The organism is Providencia sp. (assembly GCF_052096715.1).
GTDB lineage: Bacteria > Pseudomonadota > Gammaproteobacteria > Enterobacterales > Enterobacteriaceae > Providencia.
The window spans coordinates 245,636-270,425 of sequence record NZ_JBQDNB010000001.1 but is presented as its reverse complement, the minus strand read 5'-3'; the positions used below and the strand labels follow the sequence as shown (position 1 = coordinate 270,425).

Genomic DNA, 24,790 nt, shown 5'->3' with positions numbered 1-24,790 from the left:
TGATAGTGACTGATTTACTTAAGTTAATATACAACATCAGACTGTTTTTCTGATGTTAGGAGAGCAATGTGAAATATGAATTACACACGACCGATGGCAATGCACGTCGTGGTCGTCTAGTTTTCGAACGCGGCGTTGTAGAAACCCCTGCGTTCATGCCAGTTGGAACCTATGGTACGGTCAAAGGAATGACGCCGGAAGAAGTGAAAGAGACCGGTGCTCAAATCCTGTTGGGCAATACTTTTCATTTATGGTTACGTCCAGGGCAAGAAATCATGAAGTTACATGGCGATCTCCATGACTTTATGCAATGGCAAGGACCTATTTTGACGGACTCCGGTGGTTTCCAAGTCTTCAGCCTTGGTGCGATGCGTAAAATTAAAGAAGAAGGCGTACATTTTCGTAATCCAATTAATGGGGATAACGTCTTCTTAAGTCCTGAAAAATCAATGGAAATTCAGTACGATCTCGGTTCAGATATCGTGATGATTTTTGATGAGTGCACGCCATATCCGGCAGATTGGGACTATGCCAAAACGTCAATGGAAATGTCCTTACGTTGGGCAGCGCGTAGTCGCCAACGTTTTGATGAGCTCAATAATAAAAATGCATTATTTGGCATAATTCAAGGTAGTGTTTACGAAGATTTACGTGATATTTCTGTTAAGGGACTGGTAGAAATCGGCTTTGATGGGTACGCTGTAGGCGGCCTTGCCGTTGGTGAACCAAAAGATGATATGCATCGTATTTTAGAGCATGTTTGTCCTCAAATTCCAGCGGATAAACCTCGCTATTTGATGGGCGTTGGTAAGCCAGAAGATTTAGTTGAAGGTGTTCGTCGTGGTATTGACATGTTCGATTGTGTGATGCCAACTCGAAATGCACGAAATGGTCATTTATTTGTGACTAACGGCGTGGTAAAAATTCGTAACGCTAAGTATAAGTCAGACACTTCAACACTCGATGCTGAATGTGATTGTTATACTTGTCGCCATTATAGCCGTGCTTATTTGCATCACCTTGATCGTTGTAATGAAATCCTAGGTGCAAGGTTAAACACAATTCATAATTTACGCTATTATCAACGTTTGATGGCTGGTATTCGTCAAGCGATTGAAGAGGGTAATTTTGAAGAGTTCGCGAAAGATTTTTATTTGAAGATTGGTAAAAGCCAACCTTCGTTAAATCTAGAATGAATTTAAGTGCGAAGTTGTCATAACCTGTGTAGCATAAGTAGGTCATACTTCAAGCTGCTTAAGCGTTGATGACGTCTAGCTATCCGAATCACTGTGACATAAGTGGCATAGATTTCTATGTTTATCGGAATGGCTTTATTTGTCGTCTTCATGCAACTTGCACTATTTAGAGTTCGTAGTAGGTCTTACTTCAAGTGGCATATGTATTCTTTTGATTTATATGTACTATATGCAACTTGAATTACTTAGAGTGTATGTTTTAGATTGCTTTCAATAACAATGAGGAAAGTTGAATGAGTTTTTTTATTTCTGAAGCTGCGGCATCTGCAGGCGCACCAGGGCAAGGTAGCCCATATACAATGGTTATCATGCTTGTTGTTTTCGCGCTGATTTTTTACTTCATGATCCTGCGCCCACAACAAAAACGTGCTAAAGAACATCGTAAACTGATGGAATCTATCGCTAAAGGTGATGAAGTTTTGACTACTGGCGGTTTAATCGGACGTGTTACTAAAGTTTCTGAGACAGGTTATGTTGTACTTGAGCTGAGCGAGAATACTGAAGTAACTATCAAACGTGATTTCGTTGCTGCCGTGTTACCTAAAGGCACCATGAAAGCTATTTAATTCTGATTTGTCCCGAAGGGAACTGCCGTGCTAAACCGTTATCCTTTGTGGAAGTATCTGATGTTGATCGTTGCGATCCTCATCGGTTTGCTTTATGCACTTCCAAACCTATATGGTGAGGATCCGGCTGTTCAGATCACTGGTGTGCGGGGAACCGCCGCCAGTGAACAAACGCTGATCCAAGTCCAAAAGTCTTTAGAGACTGATAAAATACAGAGTAAGTCGATTACTCTTGAAAATGGGGCAATTTTAGCCCGATTTAACAACTCAGACGTTCAATTACGCGCTCGTGAAGTTATTATGAATGCGTTAGGTGATCAGTTTGTTGTTGCATTAAACCTTGCACCTGCTACGCCTAAATGGCTAGAAGCTGTCGGCGGTGAGCCGATGAAGCTAGGTCTTGACCTTCGTGGTGGGGTTCACTTCCTCATGGAAGTTGATATGGATACTGCATTAGGTAAATTGCAGGAACAAAACATGGATGGTTTGCGTAATGACTTGCGTCAAGCAGGAATTGCGTACTCTTCTATTCGTAAAAGCGATGATTATAGTGTCGAAGTCCGTTTTCGTAACTCAGATGATCGTAGCTTAGCTGAGAAAACGCTAGCACGTAAATACCCAGACCTCGTATTTTCTGATGGCAGCAATAACACAATGATTGCTGTTATGACAGATGAGCGTTTACGTGAAGCTCGTAGCTATGCAGTATCACAAAATATCACCATCATTCGTAATCGTGTAAACCAATTAGGCGTTGCAGAACCTTTAGTTCAACGTCAAGGTGCCGATCGAATTGTCGTTGAGTTACCCGGTATTCAAGATACCGCACGCGCTAAAGAAATTTTAGGTGCAACCGCGACACTTGAATTTCGTCTAGTGAATACTAGCGTTGATAGTTCAGCGGCTGAAACTGGTCGTATTCCAGGTGATTCAGAGGTTAAATCTGATCGTAATGGGGTGCCATACATCCTGTATAAGCGTGTCATTTTAACCGGTGATCATATTACAGACTCAACGTCTGAAATGGATGAAAACGGCGCACCACAAGTCAGTATTAGTCTCGATAGCGCTGGTGGCTCTATCATGTCTGACTTTACTCGTGATAATCAAGACAAACTAATGGCGACGCTATTTGTCGAATATAAAGACAGTGGCAAAAAAGATGCAGCCGGTCGTTCAATCTTGGTAAAAGATGAGAAAGTGATTAATGCGGCTCGTATTTCTGCGCGTTTTGGCAGTAAATTCCGTATTACAGGTATTGATAACGGCAATGAAGCGCGTCAGCTCTCTTTACTGCTTCGTGCGGGTGCATTGATTGCGCCAATCCAAATAGTGGAAGAGCGTACAATCGGTCCAACCCTTGGTCTACAGAATATTGAACAAGGTTTGAAAGCTTGTCTTGCTGGTCTATTAGCTTCTATTTTGTTTATGATTATTTATTATCGTAAATTTGGTTTGATAGCGAGTAGTGCCCTAATGGCAAACTTGGTATTAATTGTGGGAGTGATGTCTCTGTTACCAGGAGCAACATTAACCATGCCAGGTATTGCAGGTATCGTTCTAACCCTTGCGGTAGCGGTCGATGCTAACGTTCTTATTAATGAACGTATCAAAGAAGAGCTACGTAATGGGCGATCGGTTCAACAAGCGATCCATGAAGGGTATAAAGGCGCTTTCTCAAGTATTATCGATGCAAACTTAACGACACTAATTACTGCAATTATTCTTTATGCAGTAGGTACAGGCTCGATTAAAGGCTTTGCAATTACGACAGCTATAGGTGTCGCAACCTCTATGTTTACAGCTATTATAGGAACACGTGCAATTGTGAACCTACTGTACGGCGGTAAACGTATTAACAAGCTGTCAATTTAAGGAGCACGTTGTGGCACAGGATTATACTGTTGAACAATTAAACCACGGGCGTAGAGTCTATGACTTTATGCGCTGGGACAACGTTGCCTTTAGTATTTCAATTATATTACTGATCGCCTCTATTGCCATTATTGGTGTTAAAGGCTTTAACTGGGGCCTTGATTTTACCGGTGGTACAGTAATTGAAATCAACTTAAGTCAGCCTGCTGATTTGGATAAAATTCGCGATAGCCTTTCGAATTCGGCTCACAAAGATCCGCTTATCCAAAACTTCGGTAGTAGCCGCGATATCATGATCCGCTTACCGCCAATTGAAGGCTCAGCGGGTCAGGAAGTTGGTAAAGAAATCATCACTATCATCAATACTGATGTGGATGATAAAGCAACGGTTAAGCGTATCGAATTTGTTGGGCCGAGTGTTGGGGCAGAACTTGCTCAAACTGGTGCTTTAGCTTTGTTGGCTGCGCTGATTTGTATCTTGATTTATGTTGGATTCCGTTTTGAGTGGCGTTTGGCAGCGGGTGCTGTTATTGCACTTGCTCATGACGTTGTCATTACATTGGGTATTTTATCTCTATTTCATATAGAGGTAGATATGACCATTGTGGCATCATTGATGTCAGTTATTGGTTACTCACTGAATGACAGTATCGTGGTATCTGACCGTATTCGTGAAAACTTCCGTAAAATTCGTCGTGGTACACCTTACGAAATTATGAACGTCTCTTTGACTCAAACATTGAGCCGTACCATTATGACCTCAGCAACAACCTTGTTGGTCGTTCTGATGCTGTATTTGTTTGGTGGTAGCATGCTGGAAGGTTTCTCACTGGTTATGTTAATCGGTGTGACTATCGGTACTGTTTCATCTATTTATGTTGCTTCTGCACTGGCACTGAAAATGGGTATGAAACGTGAGCACTTAATTCAGGCGAAAGTCGAGAAAGAAGGCGCCGACCAACAGTCTTTATTGCCTTAATTTCGAAAAATTATTAAGCAACATTAAATTGATTTTCAGTACTTGAATCGCATTTAATACTCAAAATAATTCTTGTTGTGAGTAGGCAGCAAGCGACGATATCCCTAGGAGCATACATAAGTATGTGACTAGGGTAGCGGAGTGAAGCTAACAACCTCACAATAAGAAGTATGAAGAGTCACGAGCACCTTGTAAGTTACCTTACAGGGTGTTTTTCATTCCAGTCTAGGGTAAACTATCTACCCGAAAACAGAATCAGGAAACGCTATGCATTGCCCATTCTGCTCCGCTGTAGATACGAAAGTTATTGACTCGCGTCTCGTTGGTGAAGGTTCCCAAGTACGTAGACGTCGCCAATGTCTGCTTTGCCACGAACGTTTCACCACTTTTGAAGTAGCCGAGCTGGTGATGCCACGGGTAATTAAAAGTGATGAAGTCCGTGAACCTTTCGATGAAGAGAAATTGAATCGAGGGATGCAAAAAGCCTTAGAAAAACGCCCTGTTAGTTCTGATGCTATAGAACAAGCCATTATCTCTATCAAATCTCAGCTTCGCGCCACTGGTGAACGAGAAGTACCTTCAAAATTGATTGGTAGTTTGGTGATGGATGAACTGAAAAAATTAGACAAAGTGGCTTATATCCGTTTTGCCTCTGTTTACCGGAGCTTCGAAGATATCCGGGAATTTGGTGAAGAAATAGCGAAATTACAGGATTAAGTTAGATGATTGAACAAGACCGCATTTATATGGCTCGGGCATTTGAACTTGCCCAAAAAGGTCGCTTTACCACATCTCCTAACCCTAATGTTGGTTGTGTTATTGTGCGTGATGGCGAAATCGTCGGGGAAGGCTATCACCAGAAAGCCGGAGAGCCTCATGCGGAAGTTCATGCTTTACGGATGGCCGGTGAAAAAGCACAAGGGGCAACGGCTTATGTGACCCTTGAGCCTTGTAGCCATCATGGTCGTACACCACCTTGTGCAGAAGCTTTGATTAATGCGGGTATCAGCCGTGTTGTTGCATCAATGCAAGATCCTAATCCTCAAGTCGCTGGTCGTGGCTTGTATATGCTTTCTAAAGCGGGTATTGAGACTGCGAGTAATATTTTATTAGAAGATTCAGAAGCGCTTAATCGCGGGTTTTTAAAGCGTATGCGGACTGGGTTTCCGTACATTCAGTTAAAACTTGCGGCTTCTTTAGATGGTAAAACAGCTCTCGAGTCAGGGGAAAGTAAGTGGATAACTAGCCCAGCGGCAAGGCAAGATGTGCAACTTTTACGTGCTGAGGCCAGTGCAATTTTATCCACTAGCAACACGGTTATCGCTGATGATCCTTCATTAACGGTGCGTTGGAATGAATTACCAACTGAAATACAACAAATATACCCAGAAACTCAGTTGCGCCAACCTATCCGCATAGTGTTAGATAATCATAATCGGGTGACACCTGAGCATAAAGTGACTCAGTTAGAGGGTGAATGTTGGTTAATACGTTCAAAGCCTGACGTTAATGCTACTTGGCAAGGTCAGGTTGAACAATTCTCAGTACTTGCGGATGACAATGGTATCGATTTAGTTGTGTTAATGATGCAACTCGCTAAGAAAAATGTGAATAGCATTTGGGTTGAAGCGGGACCGACACTTGCAGGTGCCTTGTTAAAACTGGGCTTAGTCGATGAACTCATTGTGTATATTGCGCCTAAATTATTGGGTGATAGCGCGCGCGGTCTAGTGAACTTTCCAGCATTAGCAGCCTTATCCGATGCGCCAAAATTTGAATTTACTGATGTGACCAAAGTCGGAAATGACCTACGAGTTAGGCTCCGACCAATAGGGTAATTGTATTTTTTTAACCGTTTGCTGAAAATCACTCGCACGGTCGATGAAAGAATGTGATAAAATCCGCGCCCCGCGGGTTATAATTAATATTAGAGGACGACTATGAACGTAATCAAAGGTGTTGTTGCCGCGCCACAAGCGCGTGTTGCTATCGCTATCGCTCGTTTTAACAATTTTATTAATGATAGTCTGTTGGACGGTGCGATTGATGCGTTAGAGCGTATTGGTCAAGTCTCTCAAGACAATATTGCTGTCGTGTGGGTCCCAGGTGCATATGAGCTACCGTTAGCCGTAAAAGCACTGGTTGAAACCAATAAATATGATGCAGTTATTGCTTTAGGTACCGTTATCCGTGGTGGTACTGCGCATTTTGAATTTGTTGCGGGTGAATGTAGTTCAGGTCTTTCTCATGTTGCGTTGAACAGTAATGTACCTGTCACGTTTGGCGTGTTAACGACTGAAAATATCGAGCAAGCGATTGAGCGTGCAGGTACGAAAGCCGGTAATAAAGGTGCAGAAGCTGCATTGACTGCATTAGAAATGATTAATGTAATGAAAGCCATAAAAGGCTGATATAGTTTTTTTATTTAAGGGGAATCTTGTGAAACCTGCTGCTCGTCGCCGCGCTCGTGAGTGTGCTGTACAGGCCATCTATTCATGGCAGTTATCTGGTAATCCAATTGCCAATGTGGAATATGAATTTATTGCTGAACAGGATATGTCGGACGTAGACGTACCTTATTTTCGTGAATTGTTGTCAGGTGTTGCAAATAATGCAATTAAGCTTGATCAACTGATGATGCCTTATTTGTCTCGTCAACTTGAAGAGCTAGGCCAAGTTGAAAAAGCGATTCTGCGTATTTCTATGTATGAACTGAGCTATCGCCAAGACGTACCTTTTAAAGTTGCAATCAATGAAGGTATTGAACTTGCTAAAGTATTCGGTGCAGAAGATAGCCATAAATTTGTTAATGGTGTATTAGATAAAGCAGCACCTGTAGTTCGTCGTAAAAAATAAAAAATTCAGGGTTCCCCCCTGTAACACTAGAGTATAAATAGGTAGGCTGAATTTTGGTCTACCTTCGTATTTTTGTGTCTTGATTTCAGGTAATAGGCTTGATTTCAAGTAACATGAAAGTAGGTATAGCGAAAATGGAAAATCTACCATGTCATATGGCGAATTTGACCTCATCGCGCGTTATTTTAATCGTCAAACGACAAACCGACGTGATGTAAATATCGGTATTGGTGATGACTGTGCGTTGATGACTATCCCGGAAAAACAGCAATTAGCTGTTAGTACTGATACTTTAGTTTCTGGTATTCATTTCCTTCCTAATATTTCTCCTGCTGACCTTGCTTATAAATCATTAGCATCAAATTTAAGCGATCTAGCTGCTATGGGCGCAGACCCTGCTTGGGTTTCTTTAGCAATTACACTACCTTCAATCGATAGTGACTGGTTAGCGTCTTTCAGTGATAGTTTATTTGAACAACTCAATTATTATGGAATGCAATTAATTGGTGGTGATACCACTCGTGGGCCAATGAGCTTAACTTACACTGTTCATGGTTTAGTACCTGTTGGTAAGGCTCTGTCACGTTCAGGCGCACGTAATGGTGATTGGATCTATGTGACAGGGACATTAGGTGATAGTGCAGCAGGACTTGCTATACTTCAAGATAGGTTACATCTTGAAAACTTACAGCATAAAGAATGGTTAGTGGGGCGACATTTACGACCTCAACCACGAATTTTGCAAGGACAAGCATTGAGAAATCTAGCGTCTTCAGCAATCGATATTTCAGATGGTTTAGTGTCTGATCTTAACCATGTGCTTAAAGCTAGTGGCTGTGGTGCGCGGATTAATCTTGATGCATTACCGCAGTCAGAAGCATTAAAACAAAGCTGTACAACGGAGCAAGCGCGCACTTGGTCATTAAGTGGCGGTGAAGATTACGAACTTTGTTTCACTGTTCCTGAGATAAATCGAGGCGCTTTAGAAGTGGCATTGGCACATACAGGCTCAGGTTTCACTTGTATTGGCCAAATTAAGCCACAATCCGAAGGGATCAGCTATTTTTGTCATAACCAAGCGGTGGATATCAGCCTAAAAGGTTTTGATCATTTTGTTTCGGAAGGTATTTATGGATGAAGCAAAGAAACGGCTAAGTATGCGTAATCCGTGGCACCTGTTGGCGACGGGGTTCGGAAGTGGTTTGTCTCCTATTGTGCCGGGGACAATGGGCTCGTTAGCCGCGATCCCTTTTTGGCTATTAATGGCAAAAATGCCAATCTGGAGTTGTTGGGTTATCATTGTGGTCGGCTTTTGGATTGGATGCTTGATTTGCCAACGCACTTCAGATGACATGAAAGTTCATGATCATGGCAGCATTGTCTGGGATGAATTTATTGGCATGTGGATAACCTTGATGGCTATTCCAGCTCTAAATTTTGAATGGGTAATCACTGGATTTTTTATTTTTCGTATTTATGACATGTGGAAGCCGTGGCCTATTCGTATTTTTGATAGAAAAGTCGGTGGCGGTTTCGGCATTATGATCGATGATATTATTGCGGCAATTTTTGCGTATATCACCATATGGTTGTTGGTTATATATGATGTGATGCCATTTTCTGCGAATTAATCATACTCGTCATACTTCAAGTTGTAGGGGTGTTGGCTTCGTTCGCTAACCTTAGTCACATACTTATGTATGCTCCTAAGGATTAGCTCGCTTGCCGCCTACCTACAACTTGAATTATTTAGAGTATAAATTTTGTTAAAACTGAAAGTACTTGTTATGGTTAAATCTAATGTCTAATTAAAAGCCTATTACCTATTATAAGAGTCTTTACTATTTTTTCTTGCGTCCCATTTCCATTACTGATGTTTGTGCTAGGGTTAATCCTTTGGTTTCTGGCGCAAATAATACCGATACCACCAGTCCAAGTAACGAAACGCCTGCCCCCATTAACATCACGTTGTTGATGCCATATTCGCTAATGAACGTTGGTAAGGCCCATGTCGAGAAAATAGTACCGATACGGCTAATTGACATAATAACGCCGACCGCGGAAGCGCGAATATCGGTTGGAAACAGTTCATTCGGATAGAGCCATTGTAAAATACCGGGCCCCCCGGAGAAAAAAGCATAGACGGCAAACATGATGATAACTAAGCAAATACCGAGATTGGAAAATAATCCAAGGATGGCCAGTGCTATGGTCATTAGTGCAAAGCTACCAATCAGTAATGGACGCCTGCCCATTTTATTTAACCAGTACATGGCTGGGATGCAACCTAACATAAAGAATAAGCTGATAACCACATTACCAAGCGCGGCACTTTTACCTTGATCCCAACCGAGTAAACCAACAATTTGTGGGCCAAAGGTGTAAATGGCAAACATCGGGATCACTTGGCAAGTCCAAATGATGGCAGTAAATAGAACAAAGGAAAAATGTCGTTTATTAAACAATTGAATAAATCGTGTTTTTTGAGGGGCTTCTGCTTCAAAAATAACCGGTTGGCCAAATAATTTGGTCATCATTTGATTACATTCTTTGATTCGACCTTTACGTATTAGCCACAGGGGAGATTCGGGCAAATCAAAACGACCAATTAAAATAACGACACAAGGAATGACAGCACTGCCGAGCATCCAGCGCCAACCATCTTGTACATCATATAATGCGTAGCCGACAAGATTGGCACAGGTTGCACCGACGTACCACATGGCCGCGATGAAACCGACCGCAAAAGCTCTTTGTTTAGTATTTGAAAATTCGGTGATCATTGACGTGGCAATAGGGTAGTCAGCGCCAATCACAATACCGATTAAAAAACGCATTAATAGTAGTTGCAAAGGCGTTGAGACAAACATGGTTGCAACTGAAATAACGCCAATAGCAACGATATCAATTAAAAACATTTTTCGACGCCCTACTTGGTCACAAATATAACCAAACAGAGACGTACCGATGAATAGTCCAGCTAAAGTGGCGGCACCAAGTAAACCAATCCATTCGCTGTCTAAGCTGAGTAGTGGAGTTAATTGCTCTAAAGCAACACCAATGAGGACTAATACATAGCCGTCAAGAAAAGGTCCTCCGCTGCCCCATAGCATGATGCGGCGATGCACGGAGGAGAATTGAATATCATCAAAATTTTTCGGTTGCATTATAAGTCCCTGAGTCAGCCTAGACAAATAAGTAAAACTCTCGAAGCTGAAAGTTTAAGCCTCGAGAGTTACGCCTAGCAAAATCAGCCGTAACGAAATTCAATACCAAATGTGCCGCGTGGGTATTCCCATTTTTCTAAGGCACTGTCTAGCCCAAGAATGCGACAAGTTCCACATTCTAGGCAGCCGGCGTAATCGAAACGAACTGAACCATCATCTTGTTTTTTATATAAGCCTGCGGGGCAAGCTTTGGTTAATACTTCCAGAATTTGCATGTCTGGACTTTGTTTTATGACAATATGTGGGTTTTCTTCATCGACATTAAATTTATTAATCCCGAGTTTGACATCTACGTTTACAGGCGCACTCATATCGCTCTCACTCCTTTTATTCCATCTTTGAGCAGATTCATAAAACCGACTCTTTTTGCATGCTGTATCATGGTTTTACGTAAAGGAATTGGGGCTTCATCTGAGATGGTGAACAGTTTTTTAGCGATACCCACGGCCATCTCCGGGTAGGCACCGAACATACGAGGGTTGTCCAAGAAATCAGGCATTTTTTGATACATTTTCATATCACGTAATGGACCATCATTCAGTAACTTAAGGTATTCACTTAAGCCTTGTTTGCTAAAGTCTGCGCTTTTCATGGCATTAAGTACCGTATTCGCAGCAGCTTCGCCGGAGGCAACCGCTAAGTCCATTCCTCGAATGGTAAAGCCTAAATTCATGCACATACCCGCAGCATCACCCACGATTAATACGCCATCACGGACTAACTCTGATTGCATTTTTAGTCCGGCTTCAGGTACAACGTGAGCTGCATATTCAATCATTTTTCCCCCTTCAATAAGAGGCGCAACGATAGGATGTTGTTTGAAGTCTTCTAACATCTGAGGAACGGATTTTTTAGCCTCTTTAAGGTGATGTAACCCACAAACGAGTCCGAGTGAAATGGTTGAATCATTCGTATATAAAAAGCCACCACCCATCAAACCATCTGTAGGGGAACCTGCAAATAGCCAAGCCACACCTTCTTTATCTTGTAGATTGAAGCGGTTTTGTAATACTTCTTTTGGTAATTCAATAAGCTCTTTAACACCAACAGCGACATGTTCAGCACTAACAGGTTTAGTCATGCCAAGTTGCTCTGCGAGTAATGAATTGACGCCATCAGCGAGGATCACGACTCTCGCTTCGAGAACGTCACCATCTGCTTCAACACCAATAACTTTGCCATCTTGTTCAACCAGCTTATCGACTCGAATGCCTGTAATACATTGAGCGCCTGCATTTTCAGCTTGTTCTACTAGCCAAGGGTCGAGTTTTCCACGTAACACTGACCAAGAAGTCTCATTTGGGTTTTGTTCTGCCCCATTTTGATAATCAACGGTAACGGCGCCAGTATCCGTCATGAAAGATAGTTTTTCACGGGTGATCATGCGTTCAATGGGCGCTTCTTGGGTAAATCCAGGTATGATCCTTTCTAAACTGTGAGCATACATGCGCCCACCTGAGACATTCTTCCCGCCTGCATAGTTTCCTCGTTCGATTAGGAGAACTGAAGCACCTTCACGGGCGAGAACCAGTGCAGCAACGGAACCTGCAAGACCGGCTCCTACAATGATTGCATCAAAAATATCATCGGACATAGTTTCTCCAAAATTTACGAAAACAGCAGGGAGGATTTCCCTACTGTTTTAAGGTCAATTAGCCAGTTGGTGAGTTAATGCCGGGAGGATCTTGAATAAATCTCCGACGATTCCATAATCTGCAAATTGGAAAATAGGTGCGTTTTTGTCTTTATTAATTGCAACAATGAATTGTGCGCCATTGGCGCCGACCATATGTTGAATCTGACCAGAAATCCCGACAGCAAGATAAAGCTCGGGTTTTAACATCAAATTAGAAATTCCGACATAACGCTCATGTTCCATCCATTTTTCGTTTTCGGCGACAGGACGTGAACAGGCAACTTCAGCGCCAATTGCTGTTGCGAGTGCTTGTGCGATAGCAATATTTTCTTGGCTACCGATCCCACGCCCTACGCTGACGACTAGGCGAGCTTTATCTAATTCAACTGAGCTGCTTTCTTTTTTCTGGACATTGGTACGCGCAATTGCGTGTTTTGGTGCCACCCATGATGCCGATTGAGCTGTTCCTGTGCGTGATGCATCACTTTGTGCTGCTTCGAAGGTGCCTGTCGTTGTGGTGATAACGGAAAAGACTGTTTTTAGCGTTTCTTCACCAAAGGCTAATCCTCCGTACACCATGTGTTTGATTACTGGAGTGCCTGAATCAACAGTGACAGAAGCTGCATCATTTGACACCGCAGCTTGCAGTCTTGCACCTAAACGTGCCGCTAAAAGCTTACCGCGACGTGAGTTTGGTAATAAAAGTAATCCTGTGTCGCCATGCTGTTTGATGACGCTCACAATGGTATCTGCATAATCTTCAATAATGCGGTCGTCGGGCTTGCCATCTAATTGAAAAACGTGCGTAGCGCCAAGTTGAAACGCGAGTGTACTTTGCGCTTCATCTAGAGCGAGCACATTCACTTGTTCACCAAGCGTTAGTGCGCCACCCATTAATTCAGCTAAGCGAGAGGTCATGTCACTGAATACCCAAACGGTCGATAATTTGCTCATAACTCCCCCAATTAATTAATGATTTTTCTTAAATGTTCAGCAAACTGTGCAATTTGGTCATCGCCATCACCTTCAATAATGATACGTTGACGTACTTTTTGTTTTGGTGCTGCGATGACTTGTGCTGACAAAGTAGGCACTTCATCTAAGCCAATATCTGCAATATTCCAAGCTTGAACTGGCTTTTTCGCTGCGCCAAGAATCGCTTTCATTGAAGGGATTGTAGGGACGTTAATATCCGATGTGACGGCGATGATGGCAGGTAAGGTAATTGATAAAGTTTCAATTTCATCTTCAAGTTCACGCTCAACAACAAGTGTGTCTTGAGTGATTGAAATAATTTTTTTAATGCCGTTAATAGCTGGAATTTGGAGCTCTTCACCCAGTAGCATGCTGACTTGTTGAGCATTAAGATCGGCAGAACCATCGCCGCAAATAATAAGATCGAAGCCAATTTTTTTTGCTGCATTACTCAGAGCGACTGCACTTTGATGAGGAAGGGCATGTTCGAATTGGTCATCAATGACCACGACTAATTCATCAGGGCCACGAGATAGTACATCTTTACGACCTTTCATATTGGTAAGCGCTTTGCCTCCAATACTTAATGCAATAACTTGGCTATCAGATTGTTGTGCTTTTATTTGATTTGCAGTTTCTATTGCATTTAAATCATATTGGCTAATCTTAGTCTCAGCACGAGAAAAATCTAAAGAACCATCTGAGCTATTAACAATAATGTCTTGCTCATCGGGGACAGATTTATAGCATGTAATAATTTTCATTACATCTCCTGGAAATATGTTTAATAGATATAGTCTGTGTTTTAGTAATATATAATTATCATTAAATTAATATTTAAAAATAAAACCTAAGTCACCAATATTGAAAACCTTAAATTAAAGGCGATTTAAGTTTTCATGTTGCTACACTACTCACCAATATTGTAAAAATCATCCACTTAGCGATGAAATGTTCAATATTGGTACACTAATCACCAATACTGAATGCTTTAATTAACATTAAAGTCACAATATATTTTATCCATTTGTATTTATTGTGGTTTTTGAGTTGTTTAAATTAAAAAAACAATAACATTTAATGAACACGAATAATATTGTGACCTTACTAACAGAATTGTTAATGACTAGCCGACATGATTTGAATAGTGAATTAATGATTAATTAAGTTGATTTAAATTTAATGATAAATAAATGAGGGTGTGTTGGAATAATATTTATTTAAACACTATTACATGAATGTTAAATATTTATTATTTTAAAGGTTATAAATTAAATAATAAATTAGGATCCACCTATGAGCAAAGAAAACAAAAAGGCAGGAATAGAACCTAAAGTTTTTTTCCCGCCATTAATAATTGTTGGAATATTGTGTTGGTTAACAGTACGTGATTTAGATGCATCGAATGCCGTTATCAACGATGTATTTAGTTATGTCACTAATGTGTGGGGATGGGCCTTCGAATGGTACATGGTTATCATGTTCGGAGGTTGGTTCTGGTTAATTTTTGGTCCTTATGCCAAGAAACGTCTTGGTGATGAAAAACCAGAATTTAGTCGTGCGAGCTGGATTTTTATGATGTTCGCATCTTGTACCTCCGCTGCGGTACTTTTTTGGGGCTCAATTGAAATTTATTACTATATTTCAACACCGCCATTTGATTTTGAGCCTTATTCAAATCAAGCCAAAGGAATTGGTCTCGCCTATAGCTTATTTCACTGGGGGCCTTTACCGTGGGCGACTTATAGCTTCCTTTCAGTTGCTTTTGCCTATTTCTTTTTTGTCCGAAAAATGGATGTTATCAGACCAAGTAGTACGTTAGTGCCACTTGTGGGCGAAAAACATGCTCATGGCTGGTTCGGTACAATTGTCGATAACTTTTATCTAGTTGCTTTAATTCTCGCAATGGGAACCAGCTTAGGCTTGGCGACACCACTTGTTACTGAGTGTATTCAGTATTTATTTGGTATCCCACATACCTTAGCGCTAGATGCCATCATTATTTTTTGTTGGATAATATTGAATGCTATTTGTGTTGCATTTGGTTTACAAAAAGGGGTACGTATTGCCAGTGATGTGCGTAGCTACCTCAGTTTCTTAATGCTTGGATGGGTTGTTATCGTTGGTGGCGCCAGCTTTATGGTGAACTACTTTACTGAATCTATCGGCACTTTAATGATGTATATGCCACGTATGCTGTTTTATACCGACCCAATTGGTAAAGGCGGCTTTCCACAAGGCTGGACCGTATTCTATTGGGCGTGGTGGGTTATCTATGCCATCCAAATGAGTATTTTCCTCGCGCGAATTTCAAAAGGACGCACTGTACGTGAGCTGTGTCTAGGAATGGTCGCAGGACTGACCGCAGGAACGTGGTTGCTCTGGACCATCTTAGGCAGTAACACACTGCAACTGATTGATAAAAATCTAATTAACATTCCACAACTGATTGAAGAGTTCGGCGTTGCCCGCGCCATCATTGAAACATGGGCTGCCTTACCATTGAGCACTGCAACAATTTGGGGCTTCTTCATCCTCTGCTTTATTGCCACTGTAACATTGATAAATGCCTGTTCTTATACGTTAGCCATGTCGACTTGTCGTGCAGTGAAAGATGGCGAAGAGCCACCGCTATTAATTCGTATCGGTTGGTCGGTCTTAGTTGGTGTTATCGGTATTGTTTTACTGGCTTTAGGGGGATTGAAACCGATTCAAACCGCAATCATTGCCGGAGGATGCCCACTTTTTTTCGTCAACATCATGGTAACGCTCTCCTTTATTAAAGATGCAAAAGTGCATTGGAAAGACAACTAATTTACCTATACAGACACAACATTTAAGAGGTTATTGATATGGATTTTAGATTGAATGACGAGCAAGAACTGTTTGTCGCCGGGGTAAGAGAGCTGATGGCCAGTGAAAACTGGGAAGGTTATTTCGCACAGTGTGATCGTGACAGTAAATACCCTGAACGCTTTGTTAAAGCATTAGCCGATATGGAAATTGATAACCTGCTGATCCCTGAAGAACACGGTGGCTTAGATGCAGGGTTTATTACCGTTGCTGCTATCTGGATGGAACTTGGACGCTTAGGTGCGCCAACTTATGTGCTGTATCAATTGCCGGGTGGTTTTAATACGGTGCTTAGAGAAGGAACTCAAGAGCAAATTGATAAAATTATGGCATTTCGCGGTACAGGTAAACAAATGTGGAACTCTGCGATCACCGAACCGGGTGCAGGTTCAGACGTAGGTAGTTTGCAAACTAATTATACGCGTCGCGATGGCAAAGTTTACTTAAATGGTAGCAAATGCTTTATCACCAGTAGTGCATATACCCCTTATGTGGTGGTGATGAGCCGTGATGCAAGTTCGCCTGACAAACCTATTTTTACCGAATGGTTTGTTGATATGACTAAACCGGGCATCAAAGTAAACAAGTTAGAAAAACTGGGTTTACGCATGGATAGCTGCTGCGAGATCACGTTTGATAACGTCGAGCTTGAAGAAAAAGACATGTTTGGTCGTGAAGGTAATGGTTTTAATCGCGTAAAAGAAGAGTTCGACCATGAACGTTTCTTGGTGGCGTTGACCAACTACGGTACGGCGATGTGTGCATTTGAAGATGCGGCGCGTTATGCAAATCAGCGTGTGCAATTTGGTGAAGCCATTGGTCGTTATCAACTGATTCAAGAAAAATTTGCACATATGGCGATCAAGCTCAATTCAATGCGCAACATGTTATATGAAACTGCATGGAAGAGTGACAACGGTTTAATCACTTCTGGTGATGCAGCCATGTGTAAATTCTTTTGTGCAAATGCGGCATTTGAAGTTGTTGACTCTGCAATGCAAGTCCTTGGTGGTGTTGGTATAGCGGGTGAACACCGAATTTCACGCTTCTGGCGTGACTTGCGTGTTGACCGTGTCTCTGGCGGTTCTGATGAAATGCAAATACTGACACTTGGTCGCTCAGTACTGAAACAGTATCGTTAATAGCTGAATTGTCGCGGGTTGGCTCAGCGTTGAGTTAGTGGGTCAACCCAGTTTCGCAGGAGATTTAACCATGACAGAACATTTACCAATGCCACAGTTTGGCCCACTCTCTGGTGTCAGAGTGGTTTTTTCAGGGATTGAAATTGCAGGACCCTTTGCGGGACAAATGTTTGCAGAGTGGGGCGCTGAAGTTATTTGGATAGAAAACGTCGCATGGGCAGACACGATTCGCGTACAGCCTAACTACCCACAATTGTCTCGCCGTAATTTACGTGCACTATCGCTGAATATTTTTAAGGATGAAGGGCGCGATGCATTCTTAAAGCTAATGGAAACTACCGATATATTCATTGAGGCAAGTAAGGGGCCTGCCTTTGCCCGACGTGGTATTACCGACGAAGTCCTTTGGCAGCATAATCCAAAATTGGTTATCACTCACTTGTCTGGGTTTGGTCAATATGGCGATCCGCAATATACCAACCTTGCAGCCTATAACACTATTGCTCAGGCATTTAGTGGCTACCTCATTCAAAATGGTGATAAAGACCAGCCAATGCCGTCTTTTCCTTATACCGCTGATTATTTTTCAGGTATGACGGCAACAACCGCAGCATTAGCGGCATTGTATAAAGCGCGTGAAACAGGAAAAGGTGAAAGTATTGACGTTGCCATGTACGAGGTCATGTTGCGTATGGGGCAATATTTTATGATGGATTATTTTAATGGTGGCGAAGTTTGCCCACGAATGACCAAAGGGAAAGATCCGTACTACGCAGGTTGTGGTTTATATAGCTGTAACGATGGTTATATCGTGATGGAAATTGTCGGTATTTCGCAAATCCAAGAGATTTTTAAAGACATTGGTCTTGCGCATTTATTGGGAACGCCTGAAATACCAGAAGGCACTCAGCTTATTCATCGTGTGGAATGCCCTTATGGCCCATTAGTTGAAGAGAAGCTAGACGAATGGTTAGGTGCTCGCTCGATAGATGAAGTGCTAGCAAGGTTATCTGAAATTAACATTGCTAGTGCGAAAGTTTTGACCATCCCTGAACTTGAAAGTAATCCACAATATATTGCCCGTGAATCCATTACCGAGTGGCAAGCAATGGATGGACGTACCTGTAAAGGTCCTAACGTAATGCCTAAATTTAAAAATAATCCAGGGCAGATCTGGCGCGGTATGCCATCACACGGCATGGATACTACCGATATCCTCAAAAATATTGGTTATAACGAAAATGATATTAGGGGGCTAGTCGATAAGGGGCTGGCCAAAATTGTTGAGTAATTGAATGAATTATCAGGTCAATAACTTAAATTGGCCTGAAGATTCATCAGGGAAATGATGGGATAACAATTGATGGATGTAATCGGTAAACAAAATTTGCGCCAAATGTGGGATGACCTTGCTCATACCTATAAAAATAAAACTGCGCTTATCTTTGAATCCTGTGAAGGGAATGTACGCGAGTTAAGTTATTCACAAATGAATCAACATATTAACCGCACTGCAAATCTCTTTTTAGCTCATGGTATACAAAAAGGAGACAAAGTTGCTTTGCATTTAGATAATTGCCCGGAATTTTTCTTTTGCTGGTTTGGTCTAGCAAAAATAGGCGCAATTATGGTGCCGGTGAATGCAAGATTTAGATATGAAGAAAGTGCTTGGATCATGGAAAATTGTCAAGCTCGGATGGTCGTCACTCGTCCTCATTTTGCTGATATTTATCAGCGTATTTTAGATGACAACAGCACAATACTTGAGCATGTTTTTCTTATTTCTGATACGCCGCTTGAACCACAAGATGGCATATCAGATTTTATGCATGAACTCGCTAAGCACTCCCCAGAATTAACGCAATTAATTGAAATCGATGTTGGTGATACTGCTGAAATATTATTTACCTCGGGAACGACATCTAAACCTAAAGGTGTCGTTATCACCCATTATAATTTACGTTTTGCGGGATATTACTCTTCTTGGCAGTGCGCACTACGTTCAGATGATGTGTATTTAACTGTCATGCCTGCTTTTCATATTGATTGTCAATGTACTGCATCGATGGCAGCTTTTTCAGTTGGTGCCACCTTCGTTTTATTAGAAAAATACAGTGCTCGTCGTTTTTGGCAGCAAATAGTCAAATATCGCGCCACAGTGACTGAATGTATTCCTATGATGATGCGAACTTTATTGAGCCAGCCTATTGCTGACAATGAAAGTAATCATCAACTACGTGAAGTTTTATTTTATCTCAATCTTAGCGATGAAGAAAAAGACCAGTTCATTGAACGTTTTGGTGTTCGGCTTTTAACGTCTTATGGTATGACCGAAACCATTGTGGGCTTGATTGGAGATAGACCTGGCGATAAGCGTCGTTGGCCATCTATTGGCCGTGTAGGTTTTTGTTATCAAGCACAAATTCGTGATAAACAAAATCAGCCCGTTGCTACGGGGGTTATTGGTGAACTGTGTGTGAAAGGTGAACGAGGAAAAACGTTATTTAAAGCCTATTACAACAATCCCGAAGCAACAGCAAAAGCTTATGACAGCGATGATTGGCTACATACTGGCGACTTTGCTTATCAAGACGATGACGGTTTTTTTTACTTTGTCGATCGAAGTTGCAACATGATTAAACGCGGTGGTGAAAATGTGTCTTGTAGTGAAATTGAAAATATCATTGCATCACACCCGGCTATTGTCGATGTGGCGGTGATTGGTGTCGCCGATGATATTCGTGATGAGGCTATTAAGGCATTTATTGTACTCGAAGAAGGCGCAATTTTGACTGAGGAAGAGTTCTTTGCCTTTTGTGAGAAACAAATGGCGAAATTTAAAGTGCCATCATGGGTTGAGGTTCGTCAGGATCTGCCTCGTAACTGTTCTGGTAAGGTGTTGAAAAGGCATCTGAAATAATTGAGCGAACTGATCATTTTACTTTTAATTGTCAGTTTTCAATTTTAACGCACAAGGTATTTTAATAATTAAGGGATTGAACTATGAGCGAATCATTAAAAGTAACACGCAATGGATCGGTACTGGAAATTGTTCTCGATAGACCAAAAGCCAATGCGATTGATGCTAAAACTAGCTTCAAAATGGGTGAAGTATTTTTGAATTTTCGTGATGATCCAACACTGAGAGTGGCGATTATTACAGGGGCAGGGGAGCGATTTTTCTCCGCAGGTTGGGATCTTAAATCCGCAGCTGAGGGCGAAGCCCCTGATGCAGATTTTGGCCCCGGTGGTTTCGCAGGGTTAACTGAAATTTTTAATCTGAATAAACCTGTTATTGCCGCGGTAAACGGTTATGCCTTTGGTGGTGGATTTGAGCTTGCGCTCGCGGCTGATATGATTATTTGTGCGGAAAACGCCAGCTTTGCTTTGCCAGAAGCACAATTAGGTATTGTACCAGATAGTGGCGGTGTCCTGCGTTTACCTAAAATATTACCCGCGCCAATAGTGAATGAAATGGTGATGACAGGCAGACGTATGGATGCGCAGGAAGCATTACGCTGGGGTATTGCTAACTATGTTGTTCCTATCGATGAATTAATGACTAAAGCACGTGAGATAGCTGAACAAATCACCCAGAGTGCGCCATTAGCGGTTGCCGCATTAAAAGAGATTTTCCGTGCTACAGCGGAGCTATCTGTCGAGGAAGGCTATCAATTGATGCGCAGCGGTACGTTAACAAATTATCCAGATGTTCTTCATTCTGAAGATGCGACCGAAGGACCTTTAGCATTTGCAGAGAAAAGAGAGCCAAACTGGAAAGGTCGTTAAACTTAACGTAATAATAGAGGCATTATGAGCTTTTATGCATTTGAAGGGGTGATCCCCGTGGTTCATCCAACCGCTTATATCCATCCCTCAGCTGTTATTATTGGGGATGTTATTATTGGCGAAGGTGTATTTGTTGGGCCACATGCCTCTTTACGTGGCGATTATGGACGCTTAATTATTGAAGCTGGCGCAAATATCCAAGATGGTTGCATTATGCACGGATACAGCAATGTAGAAACAATAGTTCGTGAATGTGGTCATATTGGTCATGGCGCAATACTGCACGGTTGCATTATTGGTCGTGATACATTAATTGGTATGCACAGTGTGATTATGGATGGTGCAGTTATTGGCGATGAAAGTATCGTGGCGGCAATGAGCTTTGTGAAAGCAGGGTTTGTTGGGGAAACAAGGCAGCTTCTTGTGGGCAGTCCCGCTCGCTATCTTCGCCGAGTCACTGATGATGAAATGTATTGGAAGCGTTTAAACACCAAAGAATATCAAGATTTAGCGGGGCGATACCATTTAGGATTACAAGAAACAATGCCATTAACTGAGATCGAGGCAAACCGTCCTTTACTAGTCGGCACAACAGATGTCAAACCGAAAGGGCAGTAAATAAATAAGTTCTACGTGATTAGATAATGTAAAACGCAGTTATAAAAATTCAATAAACCTGCGTTTTACAGGATCAATATTAAATCGCTTCACGGCGCTGTGCTTTTGACAGCATCCACTGCCATTTTTGTTCTCTATTAAGCTCAGTAGGCGGAACCGCTGCCATTTTAGCAGGAGAGCTAAGCGTTACTTTTTCAGATTGATAGCCTCTAAGACGAGAATAGAGTTGGTTATCAATACCTTTGACTTTAATCAGCCTTTGGCACTGACATCCTCTACCTGCAAGTTTATTTGGGATCATTTTAATTTCACATTGGATCTCAGTCACATCTGAAAGAATATAAGAGATAATATTGACCGCATTAGGATGCGGAATATCAAAATTATTTGATATTTCTCGGGCTGTTGTCCAACGGTCTTGCTTTAAGATCCAACTTGCAATAGATAAATACAAGGGTTCATTAATATATTGTCCACACATAAGCACTCCAAAATCTAATAATTAAATTCTTCTAATAAAGAGAAACTATATGCTAATTTTAGTTTGACTGGTGAATAACTGTTATTAAGTTATTAAATAAGAATATAAATATATCGATTAATTAATTTCGGGTTAAATTTGTTAAATTAACACGGTTAATATTATCACTTTTATAAATTTGCTTTCTTATGTCTAAGCCGCTGCATACATAAGGTAAGCATTCCCAGACTGCGGGCGTTTAATGAGATTAATTCAATATTTAAATTATCATGAAACACCGTGATACACTTCATACTAATAGATTTTAAAATAATTTGCATGCCTTTATTTGTAATATTTACATTTAAATCAGATGTTCTTGTTTTAATAAAAAGTAAAAATAATTATTTTACTTATAAATAAATTTTAATTATGTTTTTTTATTAGATTGAATGATATTGAGATACGTTTAAAATGTAAATAAAAAGGATTTAAAGTTATTTATATTTAAATGGTAATATAAATGAATACTATTACTCATAAGCAGTGTGACGCTGTTCTTCGGTGTGGTTTGCTTTTTATGTAATAAAATAGAAGTAGGCACTGCGTATTGCAATGCCTAATGAATTAAAGATTAAGGTTTGTCGAGATAAGTGGTGATCGAGCGAACAATGCCAACGCAATCTAGACCAAGTTCTGAGATTAGCTCTTCTTGGCTGCCTTGAGAGATAAAAAAATCAGGTAATCCAAGATTTAATACCGGTAAAATTTTCTTTTCACGCATCAAAAATTCATTAACACCACTACCTGCACCACCCATGATGGCATTTTCTTCCAGTGTCACAATGAATTCATGGTTGTTTGCCATATCAAGGATTAGTGCCTCATCAAGTGGCTTCACGAAGCGCATATCAACAACAGTGGCATTGAGTTGCTCAGCGGCTTCTAATGCGTGGCTTAATAAAGTACCAAAGCATAAGATAGCGATTTTCTCGCCTTGACGACGAATAATACCTTTACCTATTGGTAGCGGCGATAGCGGCTTAAGTTCCACACCGGTTCCCGTTCCTCTTGGATAACGAACTGCGGTTGGGCCATCTTGGTATTGATATCCTGTATGTAACATTTGGCGACATTCATCTTCATCACTCGGTGTCATGATGATCATAGTTGGAATGCAGCGTAAGAATGAAATATCAAATGATCCTTGGTGGGTTTGTCCGTCAGCGCCAACAATTCCTGCGCGATCAATAGCAAACATGACGGGCAGTTTTTGAATAGCCACATCGTGGATCACTTGGTCGTAGCCACGTTGTAAGAAAGTCGAATAAATTGCTACAATCGGTTTATAACCGCCAATAGCTAGACCAGCGGCAAAGGTAACTGCGTGCTGTTCAGCAATCGCAACATCGAAATATTGGTCAGGGTATTCTTTTGAGAAACGAACCATACCAGAGCCTTCACGCATTGCTGGTGTGATAGCCATCAGTTTTTCGTCATCTCGCGCTTCTTCACACAGCCAGTCACCAAAAATTTTAGAGAATGTGGGACCTGTTTCTTTACTTTTAGGTAGTGTGAATGTGCTTGGATCGAATTTAGGCACTGCATGCCAGCTGATAGGATCTTTTTCTGCCGGCTCGTAGCCACGACCTTTTTTGGTCATAATATGCAAAAATTGAGGACCTTTAAGGTCTCGCATATTTTTTAAGGTCTGGGTTAAGGCAACGACATCATGGCCATCAACAGGACCGATATAATTAAAACCTAATTCTTCAAACATAGTACCAGGTACTACCATGCCTTTTATGTGCTCTTCAGTCTTCTTCAATAATTCTTTAATAGGCGGAATGCCTGAGAAAACTTTTTTGCCACCTTCACGCAACGTAGTATACAGCTTGCCTGAGAGTAGGTGCGCTAAATGGTTATTCAGTGCGCCAACATTTTCAGAAATAGACATTTCGTTATCATTGAGGATCACCAACATATCTGTTTCTGCATCGCCCGCATGGTTCATTGCTTCAAAAGCCATACCCGCAGTAATCGCACCATCACCAATTACACAGACAGTTTTACGATTTTTATTCTCTTTTTTGGCGGCAATCGCCATACCTAAACCTGCACTAATTGAGGTTGAGGAGTGACCTACACTTAAAATGTCATATTCACTTTCAGCGCGCCAAGGGAAAGGGTGCAAACCATTTTTTTGGCGAATAGTATCAATTCTATCGCGACGACCCGTTAAAATCTTATGTGGATAGGCTTGGTGCCCAACATCCCAGACAAGGTTGTCGAAAGGAGTTTTATACACATAATGTAATGCCACGGTAAGCTCAACGGCACCAAGACCGGAAGCAAAGTGACCGCTTGAACGTCCCACGCTATTAAGTAAAAATTGCCTAAGCTCATCACAAAGCTTAGGCAAGCTCTCTTTAGGCAGCAGACGAAGTTCATCTGGTGTCTCGGCTAGTGCCAGCGTAGGGTATTTAGCGATGTCGATACTCATTAGGTGCTCACTTTTAATTAATAAAAAAATACCCGTCATACTTCAAGCTGTAGGG

The 24,790-nt window shown here is 41.4% G+C and carries 23 protein-coding genes; 16 read left to right on the top strand and 7 right to left on the bottom strand.

The annotated features are described in order from the left end of the window. Positions 1–68: 68 nt before the first annotated feature. From tgt to pgpA, 10 genes are all read left to right on the top strand, one after another. Positions 69–1,196 carry a tRNA guanosine(34) transglycosylase Tgt gene (gene tgt / locus ACTH6U_RS01250; RefSeq protein ID WP_336430904.1) on the top strand — a complete coding sequence of 376 codons (1,128 nt, stop codon included), beginning with the start codon at positions 69–71 and terminating at the stop codon, positions 1,194–1,196. A gap of 293 nt (positions 1,197–1,489) precedes the next feature. After that, positions 1,490–1,822, top strand: a complete 333-nt coding sequence (gene yajC / locus ACTH6U_RS01245) for a preprotein translocase subunit YajC (RefSeq protein ID WP_294108388.1) — start codon at positions 1,490–1,492, stop codon at positions 1,820–1,822. Positions 1,823–1,849: 27 nt separating this feature from the next. Next, positions 1,850–3,697, top strand: coding sequence for a protein translocase subunit SecD (gene secD / locus ACTH6U_RS01240; protein ID WP_294108391.1), 1,848 nt, complete (start codon positions 1,850–1,852; stop codon positions 3,695–3,697). Between the two features lie 10 nt (positions 3,698–3,707). Continuing rightward, positions 3,708–4,676 carry a protein translocase subunit SecF gene (secF, locus tag ACTH6U_RS01235; RefSeq protein WP_294108393.1) on the top strand — a complete coding sequence of 323 codons (969 nt, stop codon included), beginning with the start codon at positions 3,708–3,710 and terminating at the stop codon, positions 4,674–4,676. Between the two features lie 267 nt (positions 4,677–4,943). After that, complete coding sequence (gene nrdR / locus ACTH6U_RS01230) at positions 4,944–5,393, top strand: transcriptional regulator NrdR (RefSeq protein WP_294108395.1); 450 nt, start codon at positions 4,944–4,946, stop codon at positions 5,391–5,393. 8 nt (positions 5,394–5,401) lie between these two features. Then, positions 5,402–6,514, top strand: a complete 1,113-nt coding sequence (ribD, locus tag ACTH6U_RS01225) for a bifunctional diaminohydroxyphosphoribosylaminopyrimidine deaminase/5-amino-6-(5-phosphoribosylamino)uracil reductase RibD (RefSeq protein ID WP_441831452.1) — start codon at positions 5,402–5,404, stop codon at positions 6,512–6,514. 102 nt (positions 6,515–6,616) lie between these two features. Further along, a complete protein-coding gene (gene ribH / locus ACTH6U_RS01220; protein WP_336430905.1) occupies positions 6,617–7,087 on the top strand; it encodes a 6,7-dimethyl-8-ribityllumazine synthase in 471 nt (156 codons plus the stop codon). Positions 7,088–7,115: 28 nt separating this feature from the next. Continuing rightward, positions 7,116–7,532 (top strand): transcription antitermination factor NusB, encoded by a 417-nt coding sequence (gene nusB / locus ACTH6U_RS01215; protein ID WP_294108399.1) that lies wholly within the window; start codon positions 7,116–7,118, stop codon positions 7,530–7,532. A gap of 148 nt (positions 7,533–7,680) precedes the next feature. Beyond that, entirely contained in the window at positions 7,681–8,670 is a 990-nt protein-coding gene (gene thiL / locus ACTH6U_RS01210; RefSeq protein ID WP_441831409.1) for a thiamine-phosphate kinase, read from the top strand. After that, on the top strand, positions 8,663–9,163 hold the full coding sequence (gene pgpA / locus ACTH6U_RS01205; RefSeq protein WP_434720753.1) for a phosphatidylglycerophosphatase A: 501 nt from the start codon (positions 8,663–8,665) through the stop codon (positions 9,161–9,163). The genes thiL and pgpA overlap by 8 nt, the downstream gene beginning before the upstream one ends. A gap of 210 nt (positions 9,164–9,373) precedes the next feature. Here the strand turns inward: pgpA and ACTH6U_RS01200 are convergent, their stop codons facing one another. From ACTH6U_RS01200 to fixA, 5 genes are all read right to left on the bottom strand, one after another. Beyond that, the gene (locus ACTH6U_RS01200) at positions 9,374–10,702 is read right to left on the bottom strand and encodes an MFS transporter (protein WP_294109082.1); all 1,329 of its coding nucleotides are present in this window, start codon (positions 10,700–10,702) and stop codon (positions 9,374–9,376) included. An 80-nt stretch (positions 10,703–10,782) separates the two neighbouring features. Then, positions 10,783–11,070: a ferredoxin-like protein FixX gene (gene fixX, locus ACTH6U_RS01195; RefSeq protein ID WP_336430909.1), complete on the bottom strand. Its 288-nt coding sequence runs from the start codon at positions 11,068–11,070 to the stop codon at positions 10,783–10,785. Then, positions 11,067–12,353, bottom strand: a complete 1,287-nt coding sequence (gene fixC, locus ACTH6U_RS01190; RefSeq protein WP_441831408.1) for an FAD-dependent oxidoreductase FixC — start codon at positions 12,351–12,353, stop codon at positions 11,067–11,069. The genes fixX and fixC overlap by 4 nt, the downstream gene beginning before the upstream one ends. Before the next feature lie 54 nt (positions 12,354–12,407). Further along, positions 12,408–13,349: an FAD-binding protein gene (locus ACTH6U_RS01185; protein ID WP_336430912.1), complete on the bottom strand. Its 942-nt coding sequence runs from the start codon at positions 13,347–13,349 to the stop codon at positions 12,408–12,410. Between the two features lie 11 nt (positions 13,350–13,360). Beyond that, positions 13,361–14,134: a putative electron transfer flavoprotein FixA gene (fixA, locus tag ACTH6U_RS01180; protein ID WP_294108412.1), complete on the bottom strand. Its 774-nt coding sequence runs from the start codon at positions 14,132–14,134 to the stop codon at positions 13,361–13,363. Positions 14,135–14,666: 532 nt separating this feature from the next. Here fixA and caiT point away from each other — a divergent pair. The 6 genes from caiT to caiE all read left to right on the top strand — a co-directional run bounded on the left by caiT (position 14,667) and on the right by caiE (position 21,772). After that, positions 14,667–16,184 carry an L-carnitine/gamma-butyrobetaine antiporter gene (gene caiT / locus ACTH6U_RS01175; protein WP_294108414.1) on the top strand — a complete coding sequence of 506 codons (1,518 nt, stop codon included), beginning with the start codon at positions 14,667–14,669 and terminating at the stop codon, positions 16,182–16,184. A gap of 38 nt (positions 16,185–16,222) precedes the next feature. After that, a complete protein-coding gene (gene caiA / locus ACTH6U_RS01170; protein ID WP_294108415.1) occupies positions 16,223–17,365 on the top strand; it encodes a crotonobetainyl-CoA dehydrogenase in 1,143 nt (380 codons plus the stop codon). A 70-nt stretch (positions 17,366–17,435) separates the two neighbouring features. Next, a complete protein-coding gene (gene caiB / locus ACTH6U_RS01165) occupies positions 17,436–18,656 on the top strand; it encodes an L-carnitine CoA-transferase (RefSeq protein ID WP_441831407.1) in 1,221 nt (406 codons plus the stop codon). A gap of 72 nt (positions 18,657–18,728) precedes the next feature. Further along, positions 18,729–20,285: a crotonobetaine/carnitine-CoA ligase gene (gene caiC / locus ACTH6U_RS01160; RefSeq protein ID WP_441828684.1), complete on the top strand. Its 1,557-nt coding sequence runs from the start codon at positions 18,729–18,731 to the stop codon at positions 20,283–20,285. 83 nt (positions 20,286–20,368) lie between these two features. Beyond that, complete coding sequence (gene caiD, locus ACTH6U_RS01155; protein ID WP_294108421.1) at positions 20,369–21,154, top strand: crotonobetainyl-CoA hydratase; 786 nt, start codon at positions 20,369–20,371, stop codon at positions 21,152–21,154. 24 nt (positions 21,155–21,178) lie between these two features. After that, positions 21,179–21,772 (top strand): carnitine operon protein CaiE, encoded by a 594-nt coding sequence (gene caiE, locus ACTH6U_RS01150; protein ID WP_434720758.1) that lies wholly within the window; start codon positions 21,179–21,181, stop codon positions 21,770–21,772. A gap of 79 nt (positions 21,773–21,851) precedes the next feature. Here the strand turns inward: caiE and caiF are convergent, their stop codons facing one another. After that, positions 21,852–22,253 (bottom strand): carnitine metabolism transcriptional regulator CaiF, encoded by a 402-nt coding sequence (caiF, locus tag ACTH6U_RS01145; RefSeq protein ID WP_294108426.1) that lies wholly within the window; start codon positions 22,251–22,253, stop codon positions 21,852–21,854. A gap of 613 nt (positions 22,254–22,866) precedes the next feature. Further along, positions 22,867–24,735, bottom strand: coding sequence for a 1-deoxy-D-xylulose-5-phosphate synthase (dxs, locus tag ACTH6U_RS01140; RefSeq protein WP_294109102.1), 1,869 nt, complete (start codon positions 24,733–24,735; stop codon positions 22,867–22,869). Between the last annotated feature and the right edge of the window lie 55 nt (positions 24,736–24,790).

Excerpts from the sequence above, each read along its gene's own strand:
- fixX (WP_336430909.1), bottom strand. The coding sequence starts at position 11,070 with ATGAGTGCGCCTGTAAACGTAGATGTCAAACTCGGGATTAATAAATTT.
- fixA (WP_294108412.1), bottom strand. The coding sequence starts at position 14,134 with ATGAAAATTATTACATGCTATAAATCTGTCCCCGATGAGCAAGACATT.
- thiL (WP_441831409.1), top strand. The coding sequence starts at position 7,681 with ATGTCATATGGCGAATTTGACCTCATCGCGCGTTATTTTAATCGTCAA.
- caiC (WP_441828684.1), top strand. The coding sequence starts at position 18,729 with ATGGATGTAATCGGTAAACAAAATTTGCGCCAAATGTGGGATGACCTT.
- caiA (WP_294108415.1), top strand. The coding sequence starts at position 16,223 with ATGGATTTTAGATTGAATGACGAGCAAGAACTGTTTGTCGCCGGGGTA.
- ribH (WP_336430905.1), top strand. The coding sequence starts at position 6,617 with ATGAACGTAATCAAAGGTGTTGTTGCCGCGCCACAAGCGCGTGTTGCT.
- caiD (WP_294108421.1), top strand. The coding sequence starts at position 20,369 with ATGAGCGAATCATTAAAAGTAACACGCAATGGATCGGTACTGGAAATT.
- nrdR (WP_294108395.1), top strand. The coding sequence starts at position 4,944 with ATGCATTGCCCATTCTGCTCCGCTGTAGATACGAAAGTTATTGACTCG.
- caiE (WP_434720758.1), top strand. The coding sequence starts at position 21,179 with ATGAGCTTTTATGCATTTGAAGGGGTGATCCCCGTGGTTCATCCAACC.
- pgpA (WP_434720753.1), top strand. The coding sequence starts at position 8,663 with ATGGATGAAGCAAAGAAACGGCTAAGTATGCGTAATCCGTGGCACCTG.
- caiT (WP_294108414.1), top strand. The coding sequence starts at position 14,667 with ATGAGCAAAGAAAACAAAAAGGCAGGAATAGAACCTAAAGTTTTTTTC.
- dxs (WP_294109102.1), bottom strand. The coding sequence starts at position 24,735 with ATGAGTATCGACATCGCTAAATACCCTACGCTGGCACTAGCCGAGACA.
- ACTH6U_RS01185 (WP_336430912.1), bottom strand. The coding sequence starts at position 13,349 with ATGAGCAAATTATCGACCGTTTGGGTATTCAGTGACATGACCTCTCGC.
- caiB (WP_441831407.1), top strand. The coding sequence starts at position 17,436 with ATGACAGAACATTTACCAATGCCACAGTTTGGCCCACTCTCTGGTGTC.
- caiF (WP_294108426.1), bottom strand. The coding sequence starts at position 22,253 with ATGTGTGGACAATATATTAATGAACCCTTGTATTTATCTATTGCAAGT.
- yajC (WP_294108388.1), top strand. The coding sequence starts at position 1,490 with ATGAGTTTTTTTATTTCTGAAGCTGCGGCATCTGCAGGCGCACCAGGG.
- fixC (WP_441831408.1), bottom strand. The coding sequence starts at position 12,353 with ATGTCCGATGATATTTTTGATGCAATCATTGTAGGAGCCGGTCTTGCA.